The sequence below is a fragment of the Nocardia sp. NPDC006982 genome, from assembly GCF_042869435.1.
Classification (GTDB): Bacteria; Actinomycetota; Actinomycetes; order Mycobacteriales; family Mycobacteriaceae; genus Nocardia.
The window spans coordinates 475,677-498,336 of the sequence record NZ_JBIAFV010000001.1; the positions used below are offsets into that span (position 1 = coordinate 475,677).

General features: G+C 64.8%; 22 protein-coding genes. 9 read left to right on the top strand and 13 right to left on the bottom strand.

The features are described from left to right. Positions 1–89: 89 nt before the first annotated feature. Positions 90–1,568 (top strand): aldehyde dehydrogenase, encoded by a 1,479-nt coding sequence (locus ACFYOW_RS02235; RefSeq protein ID WP_387283704.1) that lies wholly within the window; start codon positions 90–92, stop codon positions 1,566–1,568. Positions 1,569–1,756: 188 nt separating this feature from the next. Here the strand turns inward: ACFYOW_RS02235 and ACFYOW_RS02240 are convergent, their stop codons facing one another. Both ACFYOW_RS02240 and ACFYOW_RS02245 read right to left on the bottom strand, forming a co-directional pair. Then, positions 1,757–3,223 (bottom strand): MDR family MFS transporter, encoded by a 1,467-nt coding sequence (locus ACFYOW_RS02240; protein WP_387283706.1) that lies wholly within the window; start codon positions 3,221–3,223, stop codon positions 1,757–1,759. Positions 3,224–3,720: 497 nt separating this feature from the next. Then, a complete protein-coding gene (locus tag ACFYOW_RS02245) occupies positions 3,721–3,891 on the bottom strand; it encodes a hypothetical protein (protein WP_387283708.1) in 171 nt (56 codons plus the stop codon). Between the two features lie 169 nt (positions 3,892–4,060). Between ACFYOW_RS02245 and ACFYOW_RS02250 the strand changes: the two genes are divergently transcribed. After that, positions 4,061–4,864: a hypothetical protein gene (locus tag ACFYOW_RS02250; RefSeq protein ID WP_387283710.1), complete on the top strand. Its 804-nt coding sequence runs from the start codon at positions 4,061–4,063 to the stop codon at positions 4,862–4,864. Here ACFYOW_RS02250 and ACFYOW_RS02255 read toward each other — a convergent pair whose 3' ends face one another. The 7 genes from ACFYOW_RS02255 to ACFYOW_RS02285 form a co-directional block, all read right to left on the bottom strand. Further along, a complete protein-coding gene (locus tag ACFYOW_RS02255) occupies positions 4,865–5,842 on the bottom strand; it encodes a glycine betaine ABC transporter substrate-binding protein (protein WP_387283712.1) in 978 nt (325 codons plus the stop codon). Then, positions 5,839–6,576: an ABC transporter permease gene (locus ACFYOW_RS02260; RefSeq protein ID WP_387283714.1), complete on the bottom strand. Its 738-nt coding sequence runs from the start codon at positions 6,574–6,576 to the stop codon at positions 5,839–5,841. Before ACFYOW_RS02260 ends, ACFYOW_RS02255 begins: the two co-directional genes overlap by 4 nt. Then, positions 6,573–7,844 (bottom strand): ATP-binding cassette domain-containing protein, encoded by a 1,272-nt coding sequence (locus ACFYOW_RS02265; RefSeq protein WP_387283716.1) that lies wholly within the window; start codon positions 7,842–7,844, stop codon positions 6,573–6,575. Before ACFYOW_RS02265 ends, ACFYOW_RS02260 begins: the two co-directional genes overlap by 4 nt. After that, positions 7,841–8,485 carry an ABC transporter permease gene (locus tag ACFYOW_RS02270; RefSeq protein WP_387283718.1) on the bottom strand — a complete coding sequence of 215 codons (645 nt, stop codon included), beginning with the start codon at positions 8,483–8,485 and terminating at the stop codon, positions 7,841–7,843. The genes ACFYOW_RS02265 and ACFYOW_RS02270 overlap by 4 nt, the downstream gene beginning before the upstream one ends. A gap of 227 nt (positions 8,486–8,712) precedes the next feature. Continuing rightward, the gene (locus tag ACFYOW_RS02275) at positions 8,713–9,258 is read right to left on the bottom strand and encodes a hypothetical protein (protein ID WP_387283720.1); all 546 of its coding nucleotides are present in this window, start codon (positions 9,256–9,258) and stop codon (positions 8,713–8,715) included. 219 nt (positions 9,259–9,477) lie between these two features. Next, positions 9,478–9,876, bottom strand: coding sequence for a DUF3618 domain-containing protein (locus ACFYOW_RS02280; RefSeq protein WP_387283722.1), 399 nt, complete (start codon positions 9,874–9,876; stop codon positions 9,478–9,480). A gap of 2 nt (positions 9,877–9,878) precedes the next feature. Beyond that, complete coding sequence (locus tag ACFYOW_RS02285; RefSeq protein WP_387283724.1) at positions 9,879–10,301, bottom strand: phage holin family protein; 423 nt, start codon at positions 10,299–10,301, stop codon at positions 9,879–9,881. Between the two features lie 487 nt (positions 10,302–10,788). Between ACFYOW_RS02285 and ACFYOW_RS02290 the strand changes: the two genes are divergently transcribed. From ACFYOW_RS02290 to ACFYOW_RS02310, 5 genes are all read left to right on the top strand, one after another. Continuing rightward, complete coding sequence (locus tag ACFYOW_RS02290; RefSeq protein ID WP_281006183.1) at positions 10,789–10,911, top strand: hypothetical protein; 123 nt, start codon at positions 10,789–10,791, stop codon at positions 10,909–10,911. Between the two features lie 23 nt (positions 10,912–10,934). After that, a complete protein-coding gene (locus tag ACFYOW_RS02295; RefSeq protein ID WP_387283726.1) occupies positions 10,935–12,047 on the top strand; it encodes a HesA/MoeB/ThiF family protein in 1,113 nt (370 codons plus the stop codon). Between the two features lie 116 nt (positions 12,048–12,163). Then, complete coding sequence (locus ACFYOW_RS02300; protein WP_387283728.1) at positions 12,164–13,267, top strand: site-2 protease family protein; 1,104 nt, start codon at positions 12,164–12,166, stop codon at positions 13,265–13,267. Positions 13,268–13,523: 256 nt separating this feature from the next. After that, positions 13,524–13,940 (top strand): nuclear transport factor 2 family protein, encoded by a 417-nt coding sequence (locus tag ACFYOW_RS02305; RefSeq protein WP_387283730.1) that lies wholly within the window; start codon positions 13,524–13,526, stop codon positions 13,938–13,940. Positions 13,941–14,033: 93 nt separating this feature from the next. Beyond that, positions 14,034–14,933 (top strand): glycoside hydrolase, encoded by a 900-nt coding sequence (locus ACFYOW_RS02310; RefSeq protein WP_387283732.1) that lies wholly within the window; start codon positions 14,034–14,036, stop codon positions 14,931–14,933. Between the two features lie 27 nt (positions 14,934–14,960). Here ACFYOW_RS02310 and ACFYOW_RS02315 read toward each other — a convergent pair whose 3' ends face one another. The 4 genes from ACFYOW_RS02315 to ACFYOW_RS02330 are packed head-to-tail and all read right to left on the bottom strand — an operon-like array spanning position 14,961 to position 18,296. Then, a complete protein-coding gene (locus ACFYOW_RS02315) occupies positions 14,961–15,755 on the bottom strand; it encodes an MBL fold metallo-hydrolase (RefSeq protein ID WP_387283733.1) in 795 nt (264 codons plus the stop codon). Then, positions 15,752–16,591, bottom strand: a complete 840-nt coding sequence (locus ACFYOW_RS02320) for a VOC family protein (protein ID WP_387283734.1) — start codon at positions 16,589–16,591, stop codon at positions 15,752–15,754. Before ACFYOW_RS02320 ends, ACFYOW_RS02315 begins: the two co-directional genes overlap by 4 nt. 27 nt (positions 16,592–16,618) lie before the next feature. Then, positions 16,619–17,179, bottom strand: a complete 561-nt coding sequence (locus tag ACFYOW_RS02325; protein WP_387283736.1) for an ester cyclase — start codon at positions 17,177–17,179, stop codon at positions 16,619–16,621. A 16-nt stretch (positions 17,180–17,195) separates the two neighbouring features. Next, positions 17,196–18,296, bottom strand: a complete 1,101-nt coding sequence (locus ACFYOW_RS02330; protein ID WP_387283737.1) for a hypothetical protein — start codon at positions 18,294–18,296, stop codon at positions 17,196–17,198. Positions 18,297–18,378: 82 nt separating this feature from the next. On the opposite strand from ACFYOW_RS02330, the gene ACFYOW_RS02335 reads away from it, so the two are divergent. Next, entirely contained in the window at positions 18,379–19,077 is a 699-nt protein-coding gene (locus ACFYOW_RS02335; RefSeq protein ID WP_387283738.1) for a TetR/AcrR family transcriptional regulator, read from the top strand. 116 nt (positions 19,078–19,193) lie between these two features. Next, positions 19,194–22,607, top strand: a complete 3,414-nt coding sequence (locus ACFYOW_RS02340; RefSeq protein WP_387283739.1) for a protein kinase — start codon at positions 19,194–19,196, stop codon at positions 22,605–22,607. The last annotated feature ends 53 nt before the right edge of the window (positions 22,608–22,660 follow it).

The window sequence follows — 22,660 nt, forward strand, 5'->3', positions numbered from 1 at the left end:
GAAATATGGCCATCAACTATTTTTATTTCTCAACTGTGTTCATCATCACTCATGATCGGTCGCAGAGTCTTCCGATACCGAGGTTCGCCATGCAGCAGTATCCGATGTTCATCGACGGGCATGACCATCAGCCGGTCGGCGGCGAGTGGTTCCCCACCGACAACCCGTATCTCGGCGAACCATGGGCCCGAATCGCCAAGGGCGGCGCCGAGGATGTCGACGCCGCGGTGCAGGCCGCCCACCGGGCCTGCACCTCCGGTCCCTGGCCGGAACTCACCGCGAGCGCTCGCGGCGCACTGCTGCGCCGCCTCGGCGACGCCCTCGCCGAGCATGCGCACCGGCTGGCCGAGCTCGAAGTCCGCGACAACGGCAAACTATTCGCCGAAATGTATGGCCAACTCAGCTATCTGCCGCAGTGGTTCTACTACTACGGCGGACTGGCCGACAAGATCGAGGGGACGGTGCTGCCGCTGGACAAGAAGGGCTACTTCGCCTACACGCGCCAAGAGCCCGTCGGTGTCGTCGGCATCATCACGCCGTGGAATTCACCGCTGATGCTGCTCACCTGGAAACTGGCCCCAGCCCTTGCCGCAGGCTGCACAGTGGTGATCAAACCGTCGGAATTCACCTCCGTCTCCACGATCGAGTTGGTCAGGCTGTTCCATGCGGCCGGATTGCCGCCGGGGGTGATCAATGTGGTGACCGGCTTCGGCGGCGACGTCGGTACGGCCCTGGTCGAGCATCGGCTGGTCCGCAAGATCACCTTCACCGGATCCGATTTCACCGGGCGCGCAATCAACGAGACCGCGGCCCGCGACCTCAAGCACGTGAGTCTGGAACTGGGTGGCAAATCCCCGAATGTCGTATTCGCCGACGCCGATCTCGACGCCGCCGTCAACGGAGTCGTTTCCGGCATTTTCGCCGCCACCGGCCAGACCTGCATCGCTGGATCGCGACTGCTTGTCCAGGACAGCATTCACGACGAATTCGTCGCGCGCGTAGTGGAACTCGCGCGCACGGCTCGCATGGGCGACCCCATGTCCGAGCACACCCAGGTCGGCCCGATCACCACACCGGCGCAGTACACGAAGGTGCTGGACTATCTGCGCATCGCCGAAAAGGAAGGCACCACACTGGCTTTGGGCGGTGCGCCCGCGACGCGCCCGGAATGCGGTAACGGCTGGTTCATCGAACCGACCATCTTCACCGGCGTAGACAATCGGATGCGCATCGCCCAAGAAGAAGTCTTCGGACCGGTGCTCGCCGTCATTCCGTTTCGCACCGAGGACGATGCCGTCGCCCTGGCCAACGATGTCCGCTTCGGCCTCGGTGCCGGCGTCTGGACCAGCGATATCGGCCGTGCACTACGCATGGCCGAGCGCATTCGCTCCGGCACCGTGTGGGTGAACACATATCGCGCCGTCAGTTTCATGGCGCCGTTCGGCGGATTCAAGGATTCCGGCATCGGCCGGGAAAACGGAATAGACGCAATCCGGGAATACCTCGAAACCAAGACGGTCTGGATCAATTCCGGTGCGCCCGTCGGAAATCCATTCGTGATCCGCTGATCCCGCACACGTCAGGAACCGAGTCGCGCCGCGAGCAACTGGGCCAGGTGCCGACCATGGCGATCGGTCAGATCCGCGAGCCGAGTGCGGCAGGATCTGGTCCGCCATCGTCGGCTGAATCCCAGCGGGCCGAGAATGACGAAAACCCCTGGCGCGCAAATGCAGTCAGGGGTTTTCGCCGTGCTGGATCAGCTCTTGACCAGTTCGGGGACTGCGGTGTCGACTTCCTCGGCATCCTCAGGGGCGGCCGCCGCCCGGCTCGGCAGCAGCACAGCCATGACGATCACGACCAGTGCCAGGGCGGCGGAGACCAGGAAGGCCAGACGCATGCCGTCGAGGTGGGCCGTGACGGGGTCGGTGCCGTCGGCGACGAGTCCGGTGCTGCGAGCCGACATCACCGTCACCACCAGGGCGGTGCCGAAGGCCGCGGCGACCTGCTGCAGCGTGCCGAGCATCGAGCTGCCGTGCGAGTACAGGTGCTGCGGAAGCGCGCCGAGCCCGAGGGTGAAGACCGGGGTGAAGGCGGCGGCCAGCGACACCATCAGCAGAATGTGCAGTGCCAGCAGCTGCCAGTACGGCATGGACATCGAGATCTGGGTGAATCCGGCCAGCGCCGCGGCGATCCCGACCGAGCCGGGAATGACGAGTACGCGTCCACCGAAGCGGTCGAACAGGCGGCCGACCGTCGGCCCGAGCAGACCCATCGCCAGCCCACCCGGCATCACCAGCAGGCCGGTCTGCAAGGGGCTCAGGCCACGCAGGTTCTGCAGATACAGCGGCAGCAGGATCATCGAGCCGAGCATCGCCATGAACGCGACCGACATCAGCACCAGCGCCTTCGCGTAGGTGCCGGAAAGCAGGACCCGCAGATCCAGCAGCGGGGTGCCGGTGCGCTGCAGGCGCAGCTGACGGAATACGAATACGGCGATGAGGGCCGAACCCGCGGCGACGATCAGAGCCGGGCTGGTGAGGTTGTCGCTCTCGAACCGGCTGAGCCCGAATACCAGCCCGCCGAATCCGAGCGCGGCGAGCACCACGCTGGCCGAGTCGATCGCCCCGGCCTGCGGTTCACCGACATTCTCCAGCCGACGCAGACCCAGCCACGTGACGACCGCGGTGATCGGCAGGACCAGTACGAAAAGCCAACGCCACGAACCGATCTGCAGCACCATCCCGGAGACCACCGGGCCGAGCGCGGGCGCCACCGAAATGGCAAGGGTGACATTGCCCATCACCCGGCCGCGGTCCTGTTCGGGCACAACGGTCATGAGTGTGGTCATCAGCAGCGGCATCATTACGGCGGTACCGCCGGCCTGAATGACCCGTCCGAGCAGCAGTACCGCGAACGACGGCGCGACGGCCGACAGCGTGGTACCGGCGAGGAAGACGCCCATCGCCACGGCATAGGCCCGTCTGGTCGATACCCGCTGCAGGAACCAGCCGGTAGTCGGGATGACGGAGGCCATCGTCAACATGAACGCGGTGGACACCCACTGCGCCGCCCGCTCGGTGACCTCGAGGTCGGCCATCAGCCGCGGGATCGCGTTGATCATGATGGTTTCGTTCAGGATCACCACGAAGGTCGCGAGTACCAGTACCCGGATGACGGTCGGCGTCCGCCCTCCCGAGGCGGGGGCGGAAAGTTCGGCTGACATCGGGTGTACCTCCAGGCGTCTCGACAGGAATATGTGTGGCGCGTTACCGATACATCGGATCTCGCCACAGTGGTTGAGACGGGACCGGCGGCTCGAATTCATCGGCACGAGACAGTATTGCGGTCGCCACCGACAAGTTCGGCCGCCTCTGCCACCCATGGGCACACCCATCCACTGGTACCTGGAGCCCGCCCAGGTCGAACACGTCGCCACCGGTGTGGGCGGTTCGGAATCGAGCACGGATTCGCGACGATCACCCCGCCAGAGCCTGAAGAGCGCCGGATTACCGGCGACGTCACCCTGTTCCGGTACCCGTGCCCCGTAAACGGCGCCGTCGAGCTATACGCGCTGCTGGGCGGCGGGCACACCTGGCCGGGCTCGCCGCCGATCGCCCCCGAACCACTGGTCGGCGCTACCGCATCGCTCAACGCCAATCAGATCATGTGGGAATTCTTCCAGGCCCATCCGCATACCGGTCCCCTGCGGTGAGCGCGGATTCACCAGCGATACCAGCGACCGCGGGTCCCCGCGGTATCGGCCGACCGGAATACAAAGCCGAGCGCCCAGATCACCAGGACCGCAATCGCGACCCACCACAGAGCTTTCACTGCGAACCCAACGCCGAACAAGATCAGCGCAAGCAGCAGGACCAGCAACAGAGCAATCATTTTCTTCTCACCTCCTGCCGCTCGCATACCCGGCAACCAGCACAAATAACGGATCTCGCCGATGGGATCGAGGGTGCCGTCCGAGCCGACGCGCCGGGCTCAACGGCGTATCTCGACGGCTTCGGAGAACAGCCCGATTCCCGGCACCGTCATGAAGTACGGTCAGGCCATGTCCGAGGACTGTGTGGAGCGAGCCGAAGTAGCGCAATCCAACACCTACACCTGGGAGGTTGTCGGCAGCGGTCCCACCGGGAAATCCGTTGTCGACTCCGGTGACGGCGAATTCGGCATTCCCGATGACTGCACCGGCCGCATGTGCACCAACCACGTCGAGGTCGGCACCGCGGTGTTCGATCGGGTCGTCGCAGACATCATGATCGAATACCGAAACGCGGTCCTGGATGCGCGCCTCGAGGACGAACCCGACCCGGACCGGCAGCTGGACCAGGTCACCATCCAGGTCTGCGACGGGAATGGCGTCGAAATGCTGTCGGCGACAGCAGTATTGACCTATCCCGTGGTCACCGTCGCGGACACCGAGACCTACCGTAAGCAAGTGGCGCTGGCCGAGAAACGGGAGCGGCGACGACGTGAACGCCGCGATAAAGCCATCGCCGCGGGAACCTCCGCCCCACGGTCGGGGCCGGCCGACCCCCGACTGGCCGGAGTCATCCTCAACCTGCGCGTCGAAGCCGACACCGTGCGGGAGGAAGTCCCGGACGCCGACCACTGCCGAGAACAATTGGCATTGGCTCAGAACACCGTGCAGGCCGCCACCGAAGCGGCTGCACGTGCGCGAATAAGCGGCACGCAAGGTGAGTTCGAACATGCCCACGCCTATATCCAACGCTGGACACCACGCATAAACCGCTGGGCCGCATTCCTCGAACTGACCACCGAGGCCTACGCCGACGCGGACGCCGTCGACGCCCTCGCAGACCGTATAAGCCTGCAACCCCCGGTCGACAATTAGCTATTCGACCAGCTTCTCGCTCTTCAGCCAGTCGTAGGCGACGTCGGCGGGATCCTCGCCATCGATATCGACGCGGCCGTTGAGGTCCTGCATCAGCTCGTCGGTGAGGTGTTCGGAAATCGTGCCAAGCAGGGTTCGCAACTGCGGATAGCGGTCGAGGACGACGCCGCGCACTACCGCGGTACCGCTGTAGGGCAGGAAGAACTTCTTGTCGTCGTCGAGGACGACAAGATTCAGGTTCTTGACCCGACCATCGGTGGTGTAGATCATGCCGAAATTGCACGGTGCGCCCTTGGCCGTCGCCGTGTAGACGACACCGGCGTCCATACGCGTGACATTGCCGGAAGGAACACCGTTCGGATCGTTGTAGGGGATCGCGTACTTCTGCAGCATCGGAATGAAACCGTCGGAGCGGCTGAAGAATTCGTCGTCGACGCAGAAGGTTCGATCGGGCACCGGGAGCGCGGCGACCTCGGACAGCGACTTCACTTGCAGGCGTTGGGCATTCGGCGTCGATGCGCCGAATGCGTAGGTGTCGTTGAAATTGGCCGGCGGCAACCACTCCAGGTCGTGATCGCGCTTCTCGATGTCATGGACTCGCTGCCAGAGTTCCTTCGGATCCGAGATCGTCTCGGTCTGGTTGTGGTAGTTGACCCAACCGGTGCCGGTGTACTCCCACAGCACGTCGGCATCGCCGTTGAGCTGGGCCTGTCGAGACGATGCGGAACCCGGCGCTCCGGTCAGGTCCGTGACGTGAGCGCCCGCCGCGGCCAGGTAGGTCGCGGTGATCTTGCCGAGCAATACCCCTTCGGTGAAGCTCTTCGAGGTGACGACCAGCTTCGCACCGTCCAGCGGCCGCTCGCCGCCGGGCAGCCGCGCCTCGTGGAATGTTCCGGACGAACTCACCAGACCACATCCGGTGAGCATCGCCGTTGTCGCGACGAGTGCCGAAACCAGTGTGACCAGTCGCGACCTCATGACACACCTCGCGGAGTCGCGGCCAGTTCGACGAGTCTGCCGAGCCAGTCGATGATCAACGCGAGCAGTCCGACGAGGATCGCGCCGGAGATGAGCAGCTTGGGCAGGAAAAGGGTGACGCCGGTGGTGATCAGCGTGCCGAGACTGGTCGCGCCGATGAAGGTGCTCAATGTCGCGGTACCGACCAGGATGACCAGCGCGGTGCGGACACCGTTGAGGATCACCGGCACCGCGAGCGGGAGCTCGACCTGGAACAATGTTCGCGTACCGGAGAAACCGATACCCCGCGAAGCCTCGATCGTGCGCTGATCCACCTGCCGCAGCCCGACGATGGTGTTCTGCAGAATAGGCAGGATCGCGTACACGACGAGACCGACTACCGCAGTGCGGAATCCGGTGCCCAACCAGAAGGTGAACAAGACGAGCAGACCGACCGCGGGCGCGGCCTGGCCGATATTGGCGATATTGACGGCGATCGGTTCGAACCGCTTCAGCGCGGGCCGGGTCAGCGCGATGCCCAATGGAATCGCGACAACGACCACGATCACCGTAGCGACCACGGTCAGTTCGATGTGGGCGAGAATCGTGGTCTGCAGGTTGGCCCAGCCGAGTGACGCCCGCTCCGTCGCGGTGAAAGTCATCGAGCGATACCAGATGACGTATCCGATCGCGATGACACCGATGACGAGCGGTTCGAACCACACGTCGATCGGAATGCGGCGCAGACGATTCATGACTGCCCGGCCGATCCGGGTTCGTCGTCGGCGGCGACCACCGGGGTCGGCGCCGGATCGGTTCCGTCGACGTACGTCTCGTACGACATGTCCTCGCCATCGGCGTTCCCCTCGGCGAGTTTGGCCCGAATCACCTCCGTCACCGAGTTGATGCTGAGCGAGCCGACCACCGCGCCGCGGCCGTCGGTGACGAGTGCGGCACCCTGGCTGGTCGCGAGCATGGCATCGAGCGCGTCGTTGAGGGTCGAGGACCGCGCGACGACAGGCAACCGCCGATCGAGAAAGTCGGAGACCTCCGGTTTGGTCGCGACCTCGGTGAGCGAGGGCCACGACCGCGGCCGCCCCGCCTCGTCGACGACGACTATCCAGGTGTGTCCGGCGGCCTTCGCACGTTCGATCACACCCTGCGCCGACTCCCCCACCCGAGCGGTGAGCACCTTGTCGTAGGCGACATCGCGCACCCGCGAGACGGTCAGATAGGCCAGTTTCGCGCCGGATCCGACGAATTCCTCCACGAACGGCGTGGCCGGATCGGTGAGGATCTCTTCCGGGCGCGCGTACTGCTCGACGTGACCGCCTTCGGACAAAATGAGCACCTTGTCGCCGAGCTTGGTGGCCTCCTCGAAGTCGTGGGTGACGATCACGATGGTTTTACCGAGTTCGTGCTGGATCGCGATCAGACTGTCCTGCAGGCGAACCCGGGTAATCGGATCGACCGCGCCGAACGGCTCGTCCATGAGCAGCACCGGCGGGTCCGCGGCGAGCGCGCGGGCGACGCCCACCCGCTGCTGCTGTCCGCCGGACATATCCTTGGGCAGCCTGTCGGCGAAGGTGCCCGGGTCGAGACCGACCAGATCGAGCAGATACTCGGTGCGCTCGGCGATCCGCTTCTTGTCCCATCCGAGCACCCGCGGGATGGCGCCAACATTCTTGGCCACCGACCAGTGCGGGAATAGCCCGCCGGACTGGATGACATATCCGATCGACTGCCGCAGCTTGTCCGGATCTTCTCGGGTGACATCGCGGCCGCCGATGAAGATCCGGCCTTCGGTCGGCTCGATCAGCCGGTTGATCATCTTGAGTGTGGTCGTCTTGCCACAGCCGGACGGCCCGACGAACGCGACGATATCGCCCGCATCGATGTCCAGATCGAGCCGCTCGACCGCCGGTTTCTCCTGGCCCTTGTAGCGCTTGACAACCGAATCCAGCTCGATGGACGCACCGGTGACATTGCGCTCCGGTGCGGCCGGAGCGGGTTGGCTGGTCATGACAGTCCCTTTGCGATCGTGAGGCGGCCGAGCAGGACGAGGAGCGCGTCGAACACCAACGCGATGAGGACGATGAGAGTCGTACCCGTCAAAGCCATTTCGAGCGCATTCGCCCCGCCGAGCCGCGAAAGGCCGTTGAAGATCAGTGATCCGAGGCCGGGGCCGAGAACATAAGCGACGATGGCGGCAACGCCGACGATCATCTGCGTGGACACCCTGATCCCGGTGAGGATTACCGGCCAGGCAATAGGCAATTCGACGGTCAGCAGAATGCGCCATCGCGAAAAGCCGATCCCGCGTGCGGATTCGACGACCGACGCGGGCACCGACCGCAGGCCCACGATCGCGTTGCCGATCACCGGCAACGCGGCGAAGAATGCCAGCATGATGAACGACGGGACCACGCCGAGTCCGAACGGGACCAACAGCAGCGCCAACAGCGCGAGCGAAGGAATCGTCAGCGCGACCCGGCTCGAGGTCAACGAAAGCGCGGACAACAGCGGAAGCCGATAGACCGCCACCGCGATCAGGACTGCGATGACGGTCCCGACCAGCACCGTCTGAAACGCCAGGGAGGCATGCTGATACGTCAGGAACGCCAGAACCTCGCCCCGTCCTCGGATGTAGCTCCACAGATGCACGGAATTCCCATCGTCAGCCGAAGACCGATCGGTACCTGCCGGCGCGCAACAACCAGACACACGAATCGTCAAAGACTAAACGAAACTGCCGCTCGGTGCCGGACGGCGCGCGGCGGCGAATGGCTCACCGATATCAATATCGGGGGTGGGCTGACTGACGCGAGTCCCTGTGCACCGCTGTTGTTCGGCAGCGGCACACAGGGACTCGAAGTGCTCGTGATCCGGAATCAGGGGGTGGAGTAGCCGATCAGGGCGCCGATGCCCGCGCCGATCGGGATGGTGACGAGGGCACCGACACCACCGAGGAAGAAGCCGATCACCGCGCCGATCCCGGCGCCGATGAGCGCGCCGATCCCGGCGTTGTACTGCTTGCGGGCGATCGTGTCGGAGGCCTCATCGATTGCCTGCGCGGTCCGCGTGGTGTCGGATTGCGCTGTGAGGGTGAGGGTTCGGCCGTCATTGGCGATCTCCGGCGTGAGGGCGACGGTCCCGGCCGCGGTCTGCAGCCCCAGCGGAATCGAGGTCACCGCATTGCCGACGGCGTCGGTGAGGGTGATCGAAAGAGCATCGGCGGCCACGGTGAACCGTCCGGCCTCGATGGTGGTGCTGACTCCTCGGCGGTCTGCTGTCGGTGCGGTGACGAAGTTGATGCCGTGATCGGTCGCCTGCACGGTGGTGTCGGCTGCTACCGGCTGGGCCTGCACGGCGCCTCCGGTAATGCCGGTCGCACCGATCGCGAGCAGGGCGGTGGCGGCGAACTTGTTGGCGCTCATAGTTTTCCCCACATTTCATCGGCTGTCGCGCGCCGACACGTGCCTCAAAGCCCGTGCCGGGCCACGTGATTCAGTCGACCACATCTGTGATCGAAAGGTAATAGTACCGTCCGAGAGCAACCCCTGCGGGCTGCGACTCGGACAGCCGGGGTACCGAACATGTTGCCGCCCAACATCTCCGGCAGTGCACAGGGTCAGCGGATGGTGCGGGTTTGCAGGTCAGTGCCGATGACGACGGTGGCGCGTTAGCCGTCTTTTGCCCAGGTTGCGTCGGTCACGTAGGATGAGCCAGGTCACCAAGGCCGCGATCGCGGCCGTCACCGCGGCCGTGACGGGCACCGGACGACTGCGCGTCACGGCGGCGAACTGTACGGCGCGGTCTTGCGTTGCGGCGCTGGCTCTCTCACGCTTCTCCCGCACGGTTTCCGCCGCATGATGCACCTTGGCGCGGGCATTGTCCACGGTCTGATGCAGTTCCGCCTCGGCTCTGCCCTTCACATCGAGCTTACCGGTCAGTTCCGCCATGGTCTGTCCCAGCTCTTGTCTGGCCAGGTCGCGATCGGCGCGCAGCAGCTCTGCCTCGGGCGATCCGACTGAAGGGGTGCTCTCATCACTCATCGCTAGCCTCCGCTCTTGATCGCATGGATGTCTTGCTGTATTCCGCTGATCGCCTCCTGCGGAACCAGGGGCACCGCCTTCTGCAGGTCCTTCTTGCCGATGGCGGCCAAGGTGCCGCCGACGAGGAGCAGCACCGCCCCGACGATCAGCGCGGCGGCCCAGCCGGACAGCGGACCCGCGAGGGCGATGATCACCGCCGCGATGACGGCGGCGCCGCCATAGCATGCCGCGAGCGCACCGGCACCGGTCACAACCGCGCCGCGTCCCAGACGTTTGCCTTTGCTCTGCACTTCGAGTTCCGCGAGCTTGATCTCGTCCCGGATCAGGCGGGCCATTTGCTCGGTCGCATCGTTGACGAGCTCGGTAACCGACCGTGTCGCCGTGGGCGACGTCTCGATATACAACCCGGTGGGTGTTTCGGTCATGGCGATTCCTAGGTATTCGGGGAACAGCTCCAGATATGTCCGAGTTGGCCCGCTTTGCGACTTTCAAACCCACGAGGGCCAGATCGTCCAAGTGGTCGCGCCCCGATGCTCGATGCGGGCACCATACTGATTCCACCGCGGGCGCGGATCCGCGTCGATATCGGCTCGCCGCAGAGCACGGCACCAGATCGCCCGGCGAGTTGGCCGGCGGCTGGCACAGGCCTCTCGTCCGGGTAGGCTGCACAGCTGCGAATGCCGAAATCTCTTCCCACTCTTGGGATTACCGTCGTTGACTTCCACCGCCCGAGCGGCGAACCATCGAATCGTCAGTCACCCGTCTCGGGTGTGCACGTATCCGATGATACGGAGTGTGGTCATGGCGAAAGCAGTCGACAAGACCCCCGTTCGTCCGGCGGTCGACCGGTCCACAGCAGTTCGATGAGCGGTGATCAACTCCGTCGTCCGGTTTTCGATGGAAGGAGTTCCGATGAAGAACGAGCGTGAGAAGGCACCGGCTGAATCCACGGCCGAGAAGCGCGCAGCCATTGTGATCCGGCCGCTGGACAAGAAGGAGACCACCGGCGACAGCGGCGGTAATGGCGGCAATTAGCAGTTGTATGCCCGGTAGGCCGGATGCGCGCTGAACGGATGCTGCGGCCACGGATCAAACCGGAACACGGTCGGTATGTCACGATCGACGGCAATATCAGGATCGGTGCCACGGTCCACGGCCTCGGAGTGGAAATCGAAGATCCGGATGGCTGGGTGCGGGTTCTGATCAGCGCACTGGATGGCACCAGATCGCCCGACGAGATAGTCGACGTGGTGCTGTCCGATTATCCGGGAGTGCCCGCGGCCGACGCGATGCAACAGTTGTCGGACGCGGGCTTCCTCGAAGATGCCGGTGCTACGGTGCCGGTGGAATTGTCGGAGCGGGAGCTGGAGCGCTATTCGCGCGGTGTGGCGTTCTTTCGGTGGATAGACCGGACGGCTCGGGTCAGCGCTTGGGACGTGCAACTTCGACTGCGCCGGTCCCGCGTTCTGCTCGTCGGTGTCGGTGGAACCGGCGGGATCGTGGCGCAGGGCCTGGTCGCCTCCGGTGTCGGGCAGCTGCATTGTGTCGACGCCGACGTTGTGGAACTTTCCAACCTCAATCGCCAGATCCTGTTCCGGGAGAACGATATCGGCAGATCGAAGGTCGAGGCCGCGGTCCAGCACTTGCGCGCGCTGAACTCCGATGTGCGAGTCACGGGCGAACGGCGGCGGATAACAGAGCAGTCCGACCTGGCCGAACTGCTCGAAACCGGATACGACCTGCTCGCCCTGTGCGCTGACCAGCCGCGCACGATCCGCCGATGGACCAACCGGGCCTGCCTGGCCGCGGGCGTGCCCTGGGTGGTAGGCGGCTACCACGGCCCGACCGTGTCGGGCAGCCTGCACGGCCCCGGGCAGAGTGCCTGCTGGGAATGCCTGCACGATCACCGAGCCGAACAGGCAGATATGCGGCTGCCTCCTGAGACGACACTGGAAAGCCTTGCGCCACAACTGCCCTGGCATCCGGTCAACATCGTATCGGCGACCCTCACCGGCACTCTCCTCACGCATTTCGCGCTCGCGACGCTGACCGGCGCCCCGCCGATCGAACCAGGGTTCCGCTATGACGTGAATCTGGTGCGTCTGGACGCGTCGGTGCCCGACCGCATTGCCTCTCGGCCGGACTGCCCGGCATGCGGCGGCCCGCCGTGACCGACGCGCACACGGCCCTCACCCCGCGACCCGACAGTCGAATCCGACTGCACGACTTGGCCACTCGGCCTGATCGCGACGAGTGGATCGTAGGCCGGTTCGAGACTCGGCAGTTCGTGGCACTCCCAAGCGCGGGGGCGACCGCACTGGAGTTCCTGCGAGCCGGCCACACGATCGAACAGGCAGCCGGGCGGCTGGCCGACGCCGAGGGACGCGAGTTCGATGTGCTGTCCTTCGTAGCGGCGCTGATGGAGCTGGAGTTCGTAGCCGAGGTCGATGGGCGGCCGGTGCCGTGCGTCCCGCCGCGACCGGCAACGTTTCCGTGGATACGCCCCGAGCATGTGCGGTTCGCGCTGAGCCCGGTCTTTCCAGTGCTGTTCGCCTGTCTCATGGTTGCCGCAGTCGCGACACTCGCCGTACGGCCCGACTTGCTGCCGAGTTTCCATAACCTGCTCTGGAGTCCCGCGGGCAGCGTCGTGCTCGTGCTCAGCGTCACCGCGGGTTGGTCGCTGGTATTCGTCCACGAGCTGGCACACTTCGTCGTCGCGCGGGCGACCGGCGTGCACGCCCGGATCCGACTGGGAACGCGCCTGCAGTTCCTGGTGGCCGAAACAGATATCAGCGGAATCGAACTCGCGCCACGGCGACATCGGCTCACCGCCTATCTGGCAGGTATGTCGACAAACTTCTCGGTCGCGGCCGTCGCCATGATGTTCGCGGCTGCGACCGCCCAGGCAACGACGCCGCACCGGATTCTGGCCGCGGTCGTCGTGATCGCATTGCTGCCCTTGCCGTTTCAGTTCATGGTGTTCATGCGCACGGACATCTATTTCGTGCTGCAGGACCTCACCGCATGCCGTGACCTGTACGGCGACGGCATCGCATATGCGCGCTATCTCGGAAACCGGCTGCGATATATCATCTTTCGCCGATCCGACACGGCAGAAGATCCCAGCCTCCGCCTGCCATCGCACGAACGCCGCGCGGTACGCGTCTATAGCGTCGTCCTCGTCCTGGGAACCGTGCTGTGTCTGGCCGCGATGGTGACCTTCACCCTCCCCGCCGATCTCACCCTGATCTACCGCGCCATCGACAGACTCGGACCGAGCCATCCGGTAGCAACCAACCTCGACAGCGTGGTCGTGCTGCTCATCCTCGGCACCCTTCACGCCGTATGGGGCGTGACCTGGTGGCGACGGCACCGCGCGAAGCGGCAGTAAGGACGCCGATATCGGCGCCTTCCCCGCCTCCCCCGACGCCCGCTGGATCACACACCAATCCCTGCACCGCCGGCGGTGGACTCTTCTGAGCGGCAACGAGATTGCGACACAAGCCTTGCGCCATCGAGGCTTTGTCGGTCAGGGCGCAGGAGGGTTTTGATGGCAGCGATGTGGAGTTCTCAGGCGTGAAACCAGCGCAACCAATGAAACCTTGTATAGTTGGCGTTGCCAATGTTGGCACTACCAACGAAAGAGGATGTCATGTCCACCGATTACTCTGATCGCCGACCGTATCGAAATCGCCGACCTGTTCACCCGCTTCGCCCGCCTGCTCGACGAGGTGCGGTACGAGGATGTCGACACCGTCTTCACCGACGATGTGGAGGTTCACTCGCCGCGAATCCAAGTCCGCGGCATCGACAAGGTCGCCGATTTCATGCGGCGGTCTCAGGTCAATGGCGAACTCACCCAGCACACGACCACTGATCTGCTGGTGGAGGTCGACGGCGACCAGGCAGCAGCGTCGGCGAACTCGCTGGTGTACTACTACCGCGACGGCCAACCGCCCCACCAAACCGGCGGCCTGCGACTGGCCGGCACCGCGGTGCGGACATCGGCAGGCTGGCGACTCCGCAAGGCGCGCATCATGCTCGCCTGGATGCGCAAGGATTGATCTCGAAAGGCCGGACAGGCCTTGCCTTTAGGCCCACCGATAACACGCGGCGTGTCGACAAATATTCAGACGACTTCACGGCACAATCAGCGCATGCTGCTCAGCCGAAGATCGTTGCTGGCGTTGGCCGCAGCGCTGCCCGCCGCCGGGCACGCGGCGGCGACGCAGCGACCGCGTTCGGTGCCGCGGTACACCATGACCGCATTCACCAATGACAGCGAAACCGATCTGTATGTCTACGAATCCGACGATGCGATCACCTTCCGGCAGCTGTCCGGGCCCGCCTACCGGCCGCCGACGGGCCTGCTGCGCGATCCCAGCGTGTTTCGCAATATCGATGGCTACTACTACCTCACCTACACCACCGGCTGGGAAGGGCGAACCATCGGTTTCGCCTACAGCGCGGACCGGCTGAACTGGAGTCACCTCTACGACATCACGGTGCCACTACCGGGCGTGACATCGACCTGGGCACCAGAGTGGTTCATCGATACGGACCGAAGCATCAACGTTATCGTGTCGCTCTCCGACGGCTATCGGTTCACACCGCACCTGATCACGGCCGACTCGAAACTGCGCTCATGGAGTGTGCCGAAGCCGACGATCGGACTGGCCCAGCCCGGCAACACCTCCTACGGCTATATCGACACCACCGTGGTCCGCGTCGACCGGCGCTACTACGCGTTCACCAAGAACGAGTCCACCAAATACATCGAACTCGCCGTCGCCGACCGCCTACTCGGCCCGTACACCTTTGTGGCGACCGACGATTGGGCCGGTTGGGGCGCTCCCGTCGAAGGACAGTGCGTCATCGCACTCCCTGACGGTGGCTGGCGCATCTACTTCGACGCCTACACCGACCACCAATACTTCTACAGCGACTGCTACGACGACTTCCGAACGTGGACAACACCTCTCGAACTTCCCGAGATATCAGGCACGGTCCGCCATTTCACGGTCTACCCGGAGTTCATCGAACAGCCCGATAGTTGATCTCCACGTAGCGCCGAGGAAGCTGCGTCACGCACGCGCGGTGGCACGGTCGAGCAGATGCGGGTCGTGTGCGTTGACGAGAAGAAGGTCCGGCTCGGCCGTCGCCCACAACTGAGCCAGCCGTTGGTGATTGGCCCGGACCAGCTTCCAATCGTGGGCGATGACGCGTTCCATCGCGGTGATCGTTTTGGGTGCGGTACCGGTGCCGTCGAGCTGGCCGTGGTGATAGAAGGAATCCCCGACGTGCAGGATCCACCGGTCACCGGCATCGACTGCGACGGCGGCATGACCACGGCTGTGGCCGGGTAGGTTGATCAGCACGATCCCGGCCGCGATATCGGTGAGTTCCTCGGCTCCCGGAAACCCGCGCCACGCCTCGCCTGCCGACGGTTCATGTTCGACGAGCACCGGGTGGTGGGCGCGCTGCGCCGGTCGGTAACGCTCCCGTTCGATCAACGTCCGTGGATGCTGTGCGGCGAACGCTTCGGCACCCGTGAGATGCACTCGAGCCCAAGGGAAGTCGGCCAAACCACCGGCGTGATCGGCATCGAAGTGGGTGAGGATGATGTGCCGGACATCGGCCGGGTCATATCCGAGCTGCCGGATCTGGTTGATCGCGGCTTCGTTCGGATCGAAGACGGGCCGGACGTAGAAGCGGCCGGGGCCGAAGCGCTCGCCAGGCGCTTCGGCATCGCTTAGGCCCAGGCCCGAATCGATCAGGACCAGACCACTATCGGTCTCGACGAGCAGGACGTGGCAGACCAATCCGTCGGGCGTCGCGGGTGGTCGCATCGTGCCGCAGTTGAGGTGATGGACTTTCATCCGAGTGCCGCTTTCATCACTTCCATCGCGGCGGGGTCGCCGCTGAGCAGAGCGGGGTCGATGACCTGAATCGGGTTGGTGCCATCCCAATTCGCCGCGGCGAGCTCGATGAGGTCGAAGACGAACTTCTTGCTGCCGCCGAGATCGGAGATCTCGATGACCGTGCCGGGGTGATGTTCGGTCTCGAGGTAGGCGAAACGTCCTGTCGGGCCGCCGATCTCGCCTTCCTGACCGACGGTGAACCCGGCGGCGAGCGTGCGGTCATAGAGGTCCTGGTAGTTCTCACTCCAGTAGGCGACGTGCTGCAGGCCTTCGTTGCCCGCGTCGAGGAAGTCTTTGTACATGGACGGTTCGTCGTCGACCGGCTGGATGAGTTCGATCTGGATCTTGCCGCTGTTGGCGACCGCGACATTCATCGCCATGGCCGACGGTCGGCCTCGATAGGTGAATTTCCCCGGCTGGACACCTTGGAGGTAGAACCAGGGGCCGATGCCGCAGTCGACGAATCCCCGCATCGATGCCTCGATGTCGCGCACGACATATCCGAGCTGCCGAATGGTGCCGAATATGTTCGCCTTCGGCGTGGGTGCGGGTACCGGGCCGGTGTGCGCATCGGCGAAGGACAACACGATCTTGCCGACCGCGGCATTCTCGCGGAGCCGCTGCGCCGCCTGGCCCACCTGATCGGGCGAGTAGACACCATCGAGACGTGGCGTGACCTTGCCGTCGGCGACGGCGGGCAGTGCCCGAGGTGTCAAGGCGGCGACGACGTCGGCCAGCTCGTCGATGTCGCGGAGTTGCCAGGTCAGGCCGGCGCCGCCGATGAGTGCGCGCATGCGCGAGATTCCTTTCATCCGTTCGAATCAGGCCGAGAGGTCGGCTGGTGCGGTGTCGACGAGCAGTCGATTCGGATTGCTCGACATAGCGAGCAATCCGCGCAGTGCGCGAAAGACCAGCGGCCACTTGCGTGGGTCGCGCAGGTTCACGCCACTGGCGAGCTGTTTGAGCATGGACAGCGTGTCGAAGTAGATCCGCTCGACGATCAGGTTCTCGTTGTCGTCGAATACGAAGTACGCCGTCATCCGGGTGCGATGCCGGGAGCCGGTGGGCGGAATGCCACCGAGCGGCCCCAAATGTGTTCCGAGTAGCCAGAATTCGACAATGACCGCGTCTGCGCTGTGCCGCAGCGCGATGATCTCGTGGTCCTGATCGGGAAACGCGACGCGGGTGTCGTGGTAGTAGCCGCGAACCTCGGAGTCACCGTCATGGATGGTGAGCGTGGGAATGATCTCGTAATGCGGATGCGGAAACGTGGCCAGCACGTCGTCCCAGTCCTGGCGCACCTCGTCGTGGAAGTGATCGAGGACGAGTTTCTCGCGGGCGCGCAGCACCTCGACAGGTGGCACGGCAAAGCGTTCGGTCATGAAAACTCCTGCGGTATCAGTGATGTGTGATGCGGCCGTGGGTGAATGTCGGCGCTGTTCCAGGGTTCGTCCATGCGCCGGTCAATTCGCTGGATGGGAAGAACTGGAGGAAACGCGAGTCGCGCTGGCTGCGACCGGCCAGTGTCTTCTCGAACACGACCGAGTTGTATTGATCGGCCGTGGTTTCGATGGTGTTGGCATTGAGCACGATCTCCTGCCCCCACTCCCCCGCCCAGCGCGCCACTCCGGGCAGTCGTGAGTGCTCCGGTGTGAGGCATTCGGCGGCGATGACGTTCTCGCTGCTCACCCAGATGCCGGTCGAGGTATTCAGCACCAGGCTCTGGTTACCGAAGACATGGCCCGGCGTCTTCACCACCGCGACGCCCGGACCGAGAATCACCGAGCCGTCTATGGGCAGGAAAGCATCCGGTGCAACATGGCGGTATGTGTCGGGCTGATACCAGGGCTTTTGCAGCGGGTGCAGGTCTGCCATCGCGGCCAGTTCGTCCCGCTGCACGATCACCTTGGCGTTGGGGAACACCGGTTTCGGCTGCGTCCCGAGGTCGGTCTGATGCGCCGTCGTGCCGATCCAGCGGCGCAGGTCCTGGGTGTGCAGGTGGTCGAACATAAGGTAGTCGACCTCGGCCGGGTCGATGCCGAGCCTCGACAGATGGTCGGTGACGGTGCCGTGCTCGATCACCATCCGCCGCGCCACGATATCCGGGGTGCGGCGGGCGAGCTTGTCGAAATACGGTGTGTAGCGGCCGAGTTCGACGTCACTCGGCTCGAACAGCAGCACCCGCGGAGTCCCGTCGCTCTCGCGCCAGCGGATCACCAGCATCCGGTTCGTGATCGCGAGGAACGGGGCCAGCGCACGGGATGCGCGGAACAGGCCGAACCGCGTCGGGTAGGGCAGCGTTACGAGGTCGCACGTCACCACGCTGTCTGGCACACCAGTGCTCGCGAACTCATCACGGAAGACCTCGGCCTGACTCCGCGCAGCGGTCAGCCGCGCACCCGGCCCACCGTCGATCTTCGACAGGTCGGCCAGGCACTCGACACGCGAACCGATGCTCGCCAGGTCCAGCGCGTCACCTTGTCGCCATGGCAGTTGCATATCACCTCGAGTCATTAATCCCACGGCGTGGGAATTATTCGTAGATTAAACCCACGGCGTTGAAATATGCAAGGGTGGGAGCATGCAGGCCAAGACCGACGCAGCATCGACCCAGCCGCCTCGCCGCGGACGGCCACCGAAAGCGCAGGCACAGCTCTCGCGCGCGGCGATTCGAGACGCCGCGCTCGCGGTGATCGACGCCGAGGGCATCGCCGCGGTGAGCATGCGATCCGTCAGCCGCACGCTGGGCGTGGACGCCAAAAGCCTCTATCACCACGTCGACGGCAAAGACGACCTGCTCGACACCGTCGCCGAATACATTCTCGAGCAACTGCGAATGCCCGAGCCGACGGACTCGATCGGAGCCGACCTGCGTGCGATGGCATACGAATTCCGCCGCGTCACCCTCGCGCACCCGGAAGCGGCACCCCTGGTCCTGACGCGTCAGCTCTCATCACTTGCCGGTCTCGCCCCGATCGAAGCCGTCCTCACCGTGCTGCGCCGAACCGGGCGAACCCCCGACGAAGCAGTCCATCTATTTCGCACCGTCCTGGCCACCCTGGTCGGAACACTGCTCCGCGAAGTCTCCGCCGGACCGACATTCGGCACCAGCGACGCCGACGGAATCGCCGAACGCCGGCACGCGCTCGAAGCATCCGGACTGCCACAAGTCACCCTGGCCGCACCCCACCTGGCGCGCTTCGACCGCGATCGCGAGTTCGAATACACCGTCGATCTCATCGTCGATGTCATCACTTCTCACCGCGCCACCCTCGACTGACACCGTCACTGTCGACCTCGAAGAACACCTGGTTACCGCCCGTCCGCAACGGCGCTATCGTTGATTGCACAGGTCGGGGGTGGATGCTCTGACTCGGAGGTGCCGGCGAATATTCGATGGACGAACTCGACGAGGCCGCGACACAGCGAGACCTCCCCAGCGGAATCGCGGCGGAACTAGCGGCGGCCGGATTCGGCGACGCGACCGAAATCGGCCATGGCGGCTTCGGCGTCGTGTATCGCTGCTACGAATACGCACTCGAACGCCACGTCGCGGTCAAATTGCTCAGGTCCGAGGTCAGCGGCGACGAACGCGAGCAATTCCTCCGGGAACAGCGTGCATTAGGGCGGCTGTTCGGACACCCCGACATCCTCCAGGTGCTGCAGGTCGACATCACCGCCACCGGCCGCCCCTACATCGTCATGCCGTTCTACGCCTGCGGCTCACTGGAGACCGTGCTGCGGGATTCGGGACCGCTGCGCTGGCCGGAAGTGCTCTCGATCGGCGTCAAGATGGCCGCAGCGCTGGCCGCAGCCCATGCGATCGGCATCGTGCATCGCGATGTCAAGCCCGGCAATATTCTGCTCACCGACTACGGCGAACCCCAGCTCGCCGACTTCGGCATCGCACAATTCGGCGACGGCACCACCTCATCCCTGCGCACCGTCCAGGGCACGCCCGCATTCACCGCACCCGAGGTGCTCGGTGGCGCGACGCCCAACCCGATCTCGGATATCTACGGCCTGGGCGCTACCTTGCACTGCCTGCTGGCCGGGCGAGCCGCATTCGCACGCCGCACCGGTGAACCACTGGAACTGCAACTTGCCCGGATCGCCACCGCCGCCGCACCCACTCTGCGCGATCAGCACATCCCCACTGCGGTGTGCGCGGCCATCGAGGCGGCCATGGCAGCGAAGCCCGCCGACCGGCCGAGGTCGGCGATCGAGTTCGGGGAAATGCTGCGGCGCATCCAACACGAAACCGGCCAGGCGGTGGACGCTCTGGCACTGCCCTCGACAGTCATCGAATCCGGTTCGGCCACAGCGGTTCCCGCGGCCTCGCATACCCCGGAGGCGGCGACACCGCCCCCGCCGCCCAGCACGGCAATGAAATTCCGTCCGCCGGCCGCACCCCATACGATGATCGCGCGCACCCGGCTGCTAAAGCTGTTGCGTGGCGGCGGCGACCGGCGCCTGACGCTGATCCACGGACCGGCCGGATTCGGCAAGACCACCCTGGCGCTGCAATGGGCCACCGCGCTGGCAGCCGAGGACGTCCCGGTGGCATGGCTGACAGCCGACCCGGACGACGACAATATCGCCTGGTTCCTCGCCCATCTGGTCGAGGCAATCCGGCGCGTAGCTCCGGAGCTGGCACGTGAACTCGGCACCCTACTGGATGAACGATCCTCCGACACCGCAAGATACGTGCTGTCCGCGCTGATCGACGAAATCCACTCGGGTGGGCAGGCGATGGTGCTCGTGATCGATGACTGGCACCGGGTTCGCGGCGAAACCACATGTGCCGCACTGGATTACCTGCTCGAGCACGGTTGCCATCACCTACGGCTGGTCATCGCAAGCCGGACCCGAGCGTGTCTGCCCCTGAGTCGCATGCTGGTGCGCGACGAACTGGTCGAAATCGATGTCGCGGAGCTGCGTTTCGATCCTCACGAAACAGGTGCTTTCCTGGTCGACTCCGGTGGGCTGTCGTTGTCCACCGACGATGTGAAACGCCTGCAGGAAATGACCGAAGGCTGGCCTGCCGCACTGCAATTGGCTTCGCTGTCGTTGCGCGGCAACGATCATCCCGGCGCGTTCATCGACAAGCTCACCGGCCGCCACCGGGCACTTGCCGACTACCTCGCCGAGAACGTGCTCGACTCACTCGAGCCTCCGCTACTGGAATTCCTACTGGCCACGGCGATCACGGAGCGAGTGTGCGCCGATCTCGCGGTTCGGCTGACGGACCGATCCGACAGCCAGGAACTACTCGAAGAGATAGCTGACCGAAACCTGTTCCTGCGCCGCCTCGACGAAGAGGACCAGTGGTTCCAATACCACCACCTGTTCGCCGACTACCTGCAGCGTCGACTTGTCCGCCGTGATCCCGCACGCCCGACACAATTGCACCGCCGTGCGGCCGAGTGGTGCGATGAGCACGAGATCGTCACCGCCGCAGTCGATCACGCACTGGCCGCCGACGATCCGGACTACGCCGCGGATCTGGTCGAACGACGGGCCATGGACCTCATCGAAGGCTCTCGCATGGCGACGTTCCTCGGGTTGCTCACGAAACTGCCACAACGCCTGGCGGAGTCGCGACCGAGGCTACAGATCTGCCGCGCCTGGGCCAACGTCGGACTACAGCGCTTTGAACAGGTTCGGCTGGCGCTGGAGCAAGTAGATGCCGCACTGGACGCCGGTGCGGCAGCCGGTACCGAGGCGACCAAACTGCGAATCGAGGCGGAAACGATCACGGGCGCAGCACAGTTCGTCACCGACCGATTCGAAGGTCTGCCAGACCTCCTGGCCCGGCATCTCGAGGACGCCGACACCCCGTTCACCGCCACCAACGCGGCGAATCTCGCGTCCATCGATGCACTCAACCGGTTCGACTTCACCGAGGCCCGCCGCTGGCAGCAATGGGCAGCCCCATACCACCGTCGTAGCAAAGGTCCGTTCGGGGTGATGTACGGCAGGTGCGTCGCCGGTCTGGCAGCGCTCGAACAGCTCGACCTCGCCGCCGCCGAAGAACATTTCGATGCCGCAATCGCCCGCACGCGTCGCGGCCGCTCGCAAACCTACGGTTCACGGATGTCCGGCGCCCTGCTCGGCTCCATACGCTACGAGCAGAACCGCCTCGATGAAGCCGAGCAACTACTCGACTCGAGTGCTGATCTCGGCCGCCACGGTGGCGCGGTCTGGTTCCTGCTCGCCAGCTTCGGTACCGGCGCACGCATCAAAGCAATACGCGGCGACCTCGCCGCCGCCGAACAACGCCTGACCGAGGGTGCGGCGATCGCTGAGAAGGAGTCACTGCCGCGCCTGGCCGCTCGCATGGTCAACGAACGCATCCGCCTCGGTCTGCCGATTCCGCCCGAGACCCGCGATGCACTCCGGCGGCTGCCGCCATACCGCAAGCAAGACACAACGATTCACGCCGGCATCGCCGAATTGGAACAAGACTCCGCGATCCGGCTCCTGCTTGCCGACCACTTGGCTGATCTAGCCTGCGACCGCGCCGACCAGATGGTGCGCGAGATCGAAACTCAGCATCGCCCAAGAGCATTCGTCCAAGCGCGACTGTTGCGGGCGGCCTGCCTGTGGACCGCCGGACGCCACCGGAACGCCCAGGAGGGCGCACTACCCGCGTTGGTGCTGTGCGCTGAACAAGGCCTCGTGCGCACCGTTGCCGATGCTGTACCACACATTTCGGAGATCCTGACCGAACTGGAACACGACGACGCACCACCGATGGTGCTGGAACTGCTTCAGGCCGCCGCGAACTCGACAGCCTGGAGCCGATGAGCCTCGTAGCTCACCGGTCCTACGTCGCAGACGCCGTCAGGTGACGGATGAGT

What these genes read in the sequence shown, in the direction of transcription:
- ACFYOW_RS02240 (WP_387283706.1), bottom strand. Translation starts at nt 3,223, where the DNA reads ATGTCAGCCGAACTTTCCGCCCCCGCCTCGGGAGGGCGGACGCCGACC.
- ACFYOW_RS02310 (WP_387283732.1), top strand. Translation starts at nt 14,034, where the DNA reads ATGCTGCTCAGCCGAAGATCGTTGCTGGCGTTGGCCGCAGCGCTGCCC.
- ACFYOW_RS02265 (WP_387283716.1), bottom strand. Translation starts at nt 7,844, where the DNA reads ATGACCAGCCAACCCGCTCCGGCCGCACCGGAGCGCAATGTCACCGGT.
- ACFYOW_RS02325 (WP_387283736.1), bottom strand. Translation starts at nt 17,179, where the DNA reads ATGACCGAACGCTTTGCCGTGCCACCTGTCGAGGTGCTGCGCGCCCGC.
- ACFYOW_RS02235 (WP_387283704.1), top strand. Translation starts at nt 90, where the DNA reads ATGCAGCAGTATCCGATGTTCATCGACGGGCATGACCATCAGCCGGTC.
- ACFYOW_RS02320 (WP_387283734.1), bottom strand. Translation starts at nt 16,591, where the DNA reads ATGCGCGCACTCATCGGCGGCGCCGGCCTGACCTGGCAACTCCGCGAC.
- ACFYOW_RS02305 (WP_387283730.1), top strand. Translation starts at nt 13,524, where the DNA reads ATGTCATGTCCACCGATTACTCTGATCGCCGACCGTATCGAAATCGCC.
- ACFYOW_RS02330 (WP_387283737.1), bottom strand. Translation starts at nt 18,296, where the DNA reads ATGCAACTGCCATGGCGACAAGGTGACGCGCTGGACCTGGCGAGCATC.
- ACFYOW_RS02260 (WP_387283714.1), bottom strand. Translation starts at nt 6,576, where the DNA reads ATGAATCGTCTGCGCCGCATTCCGATCGACGTGTGGTTCGAACCGCTC.
- ACFYOW_RS02255 (WP_387283712.1), bottom strand. Translation starts at nt 5,842, where the DNA reads ATGAGGTCGCGACTGGTCACACTGGTTTCGGCACTCGTCGCGACAACG.
- ACFYOW_RS02275 (WP_387283720.1), bottom strand. Translation starts at nt 9,258, where the DNA reads ATGAGCGCCAACAAGTTCGCCGCCACCGCCCTGCTCGCGATCGGTGCG.
- ACFYOW_RS02280 (WP_387283722.1), bottom strand. Translation starts at nt 9,876, where the DNA reads ATGAGTGATGAGAGCACCCCTTCAGTCGGATCGCCCGAGGCAGAGCTG.
- ACFYOW_RS02245 (WP_387283708.1), bottom strand. Translation starts at nt 3,891, where the DNA reads ATGATTGCTCTGTTGCTGGTCCTGCTGCTTGCGCTGATCTTGTTCGGC.
- ACFYOW_RS02250 (WP_387283710.1), top strand. Translation starts at nt 4,061, where the DNA reads ATGTCCGAGGACTGTGTGGAGCGAGCCGAAGTAGCGCAATCCAACACC.
- ACFYOW_RS02340 (WP_387283739.1), top strand. Translation starts at nt 19,194, where the DNA reads ATGGACGAACTCGACGAGGCCGCGACACAGCGAGACCTCCCCAGCGGA.
- ACFYOW_RS02315 (WP_387283733.1), bottom strand. Translation starts at nt 15,755, where the DNA reads ATGAAAGTCCATCACCTCAACTGCGGCACGATGCGACCACCCGCGACG.
- ACFYOW_RS02335 (WP_387283738.1), top strand. Translation starts at nt 18,379, where the DNA reads ATGCAGGCCAAGACCGACGCAGCATCGACCCAGCCGCCTCGCCGCGGA.
- ACFYOW_RS02290 (WP_281006183.1), top strand. Translation starts at nt 10,789, where the DNA reads ATGAAGAACGAGCGTGAGAAGGCACCGGCTGAATCCACGGCCGAGAAG.
- ACFYOW_RS02295 (WP_387283726.1), top strand. Translation starts at nt 10,935, where the DNA reads ATGCGCGCTGAACGGATGCTGCGGCCACGGATCAAACCGGAACACGGT.
- ACFYOW_RS02285 (WP_387283724.1), bottom strand. Translation starts at nt 10,301, where the DNA reads ATGACCGAAACACCCACCGGGTTGTATATCGAGACGTCGCCCACGGCG.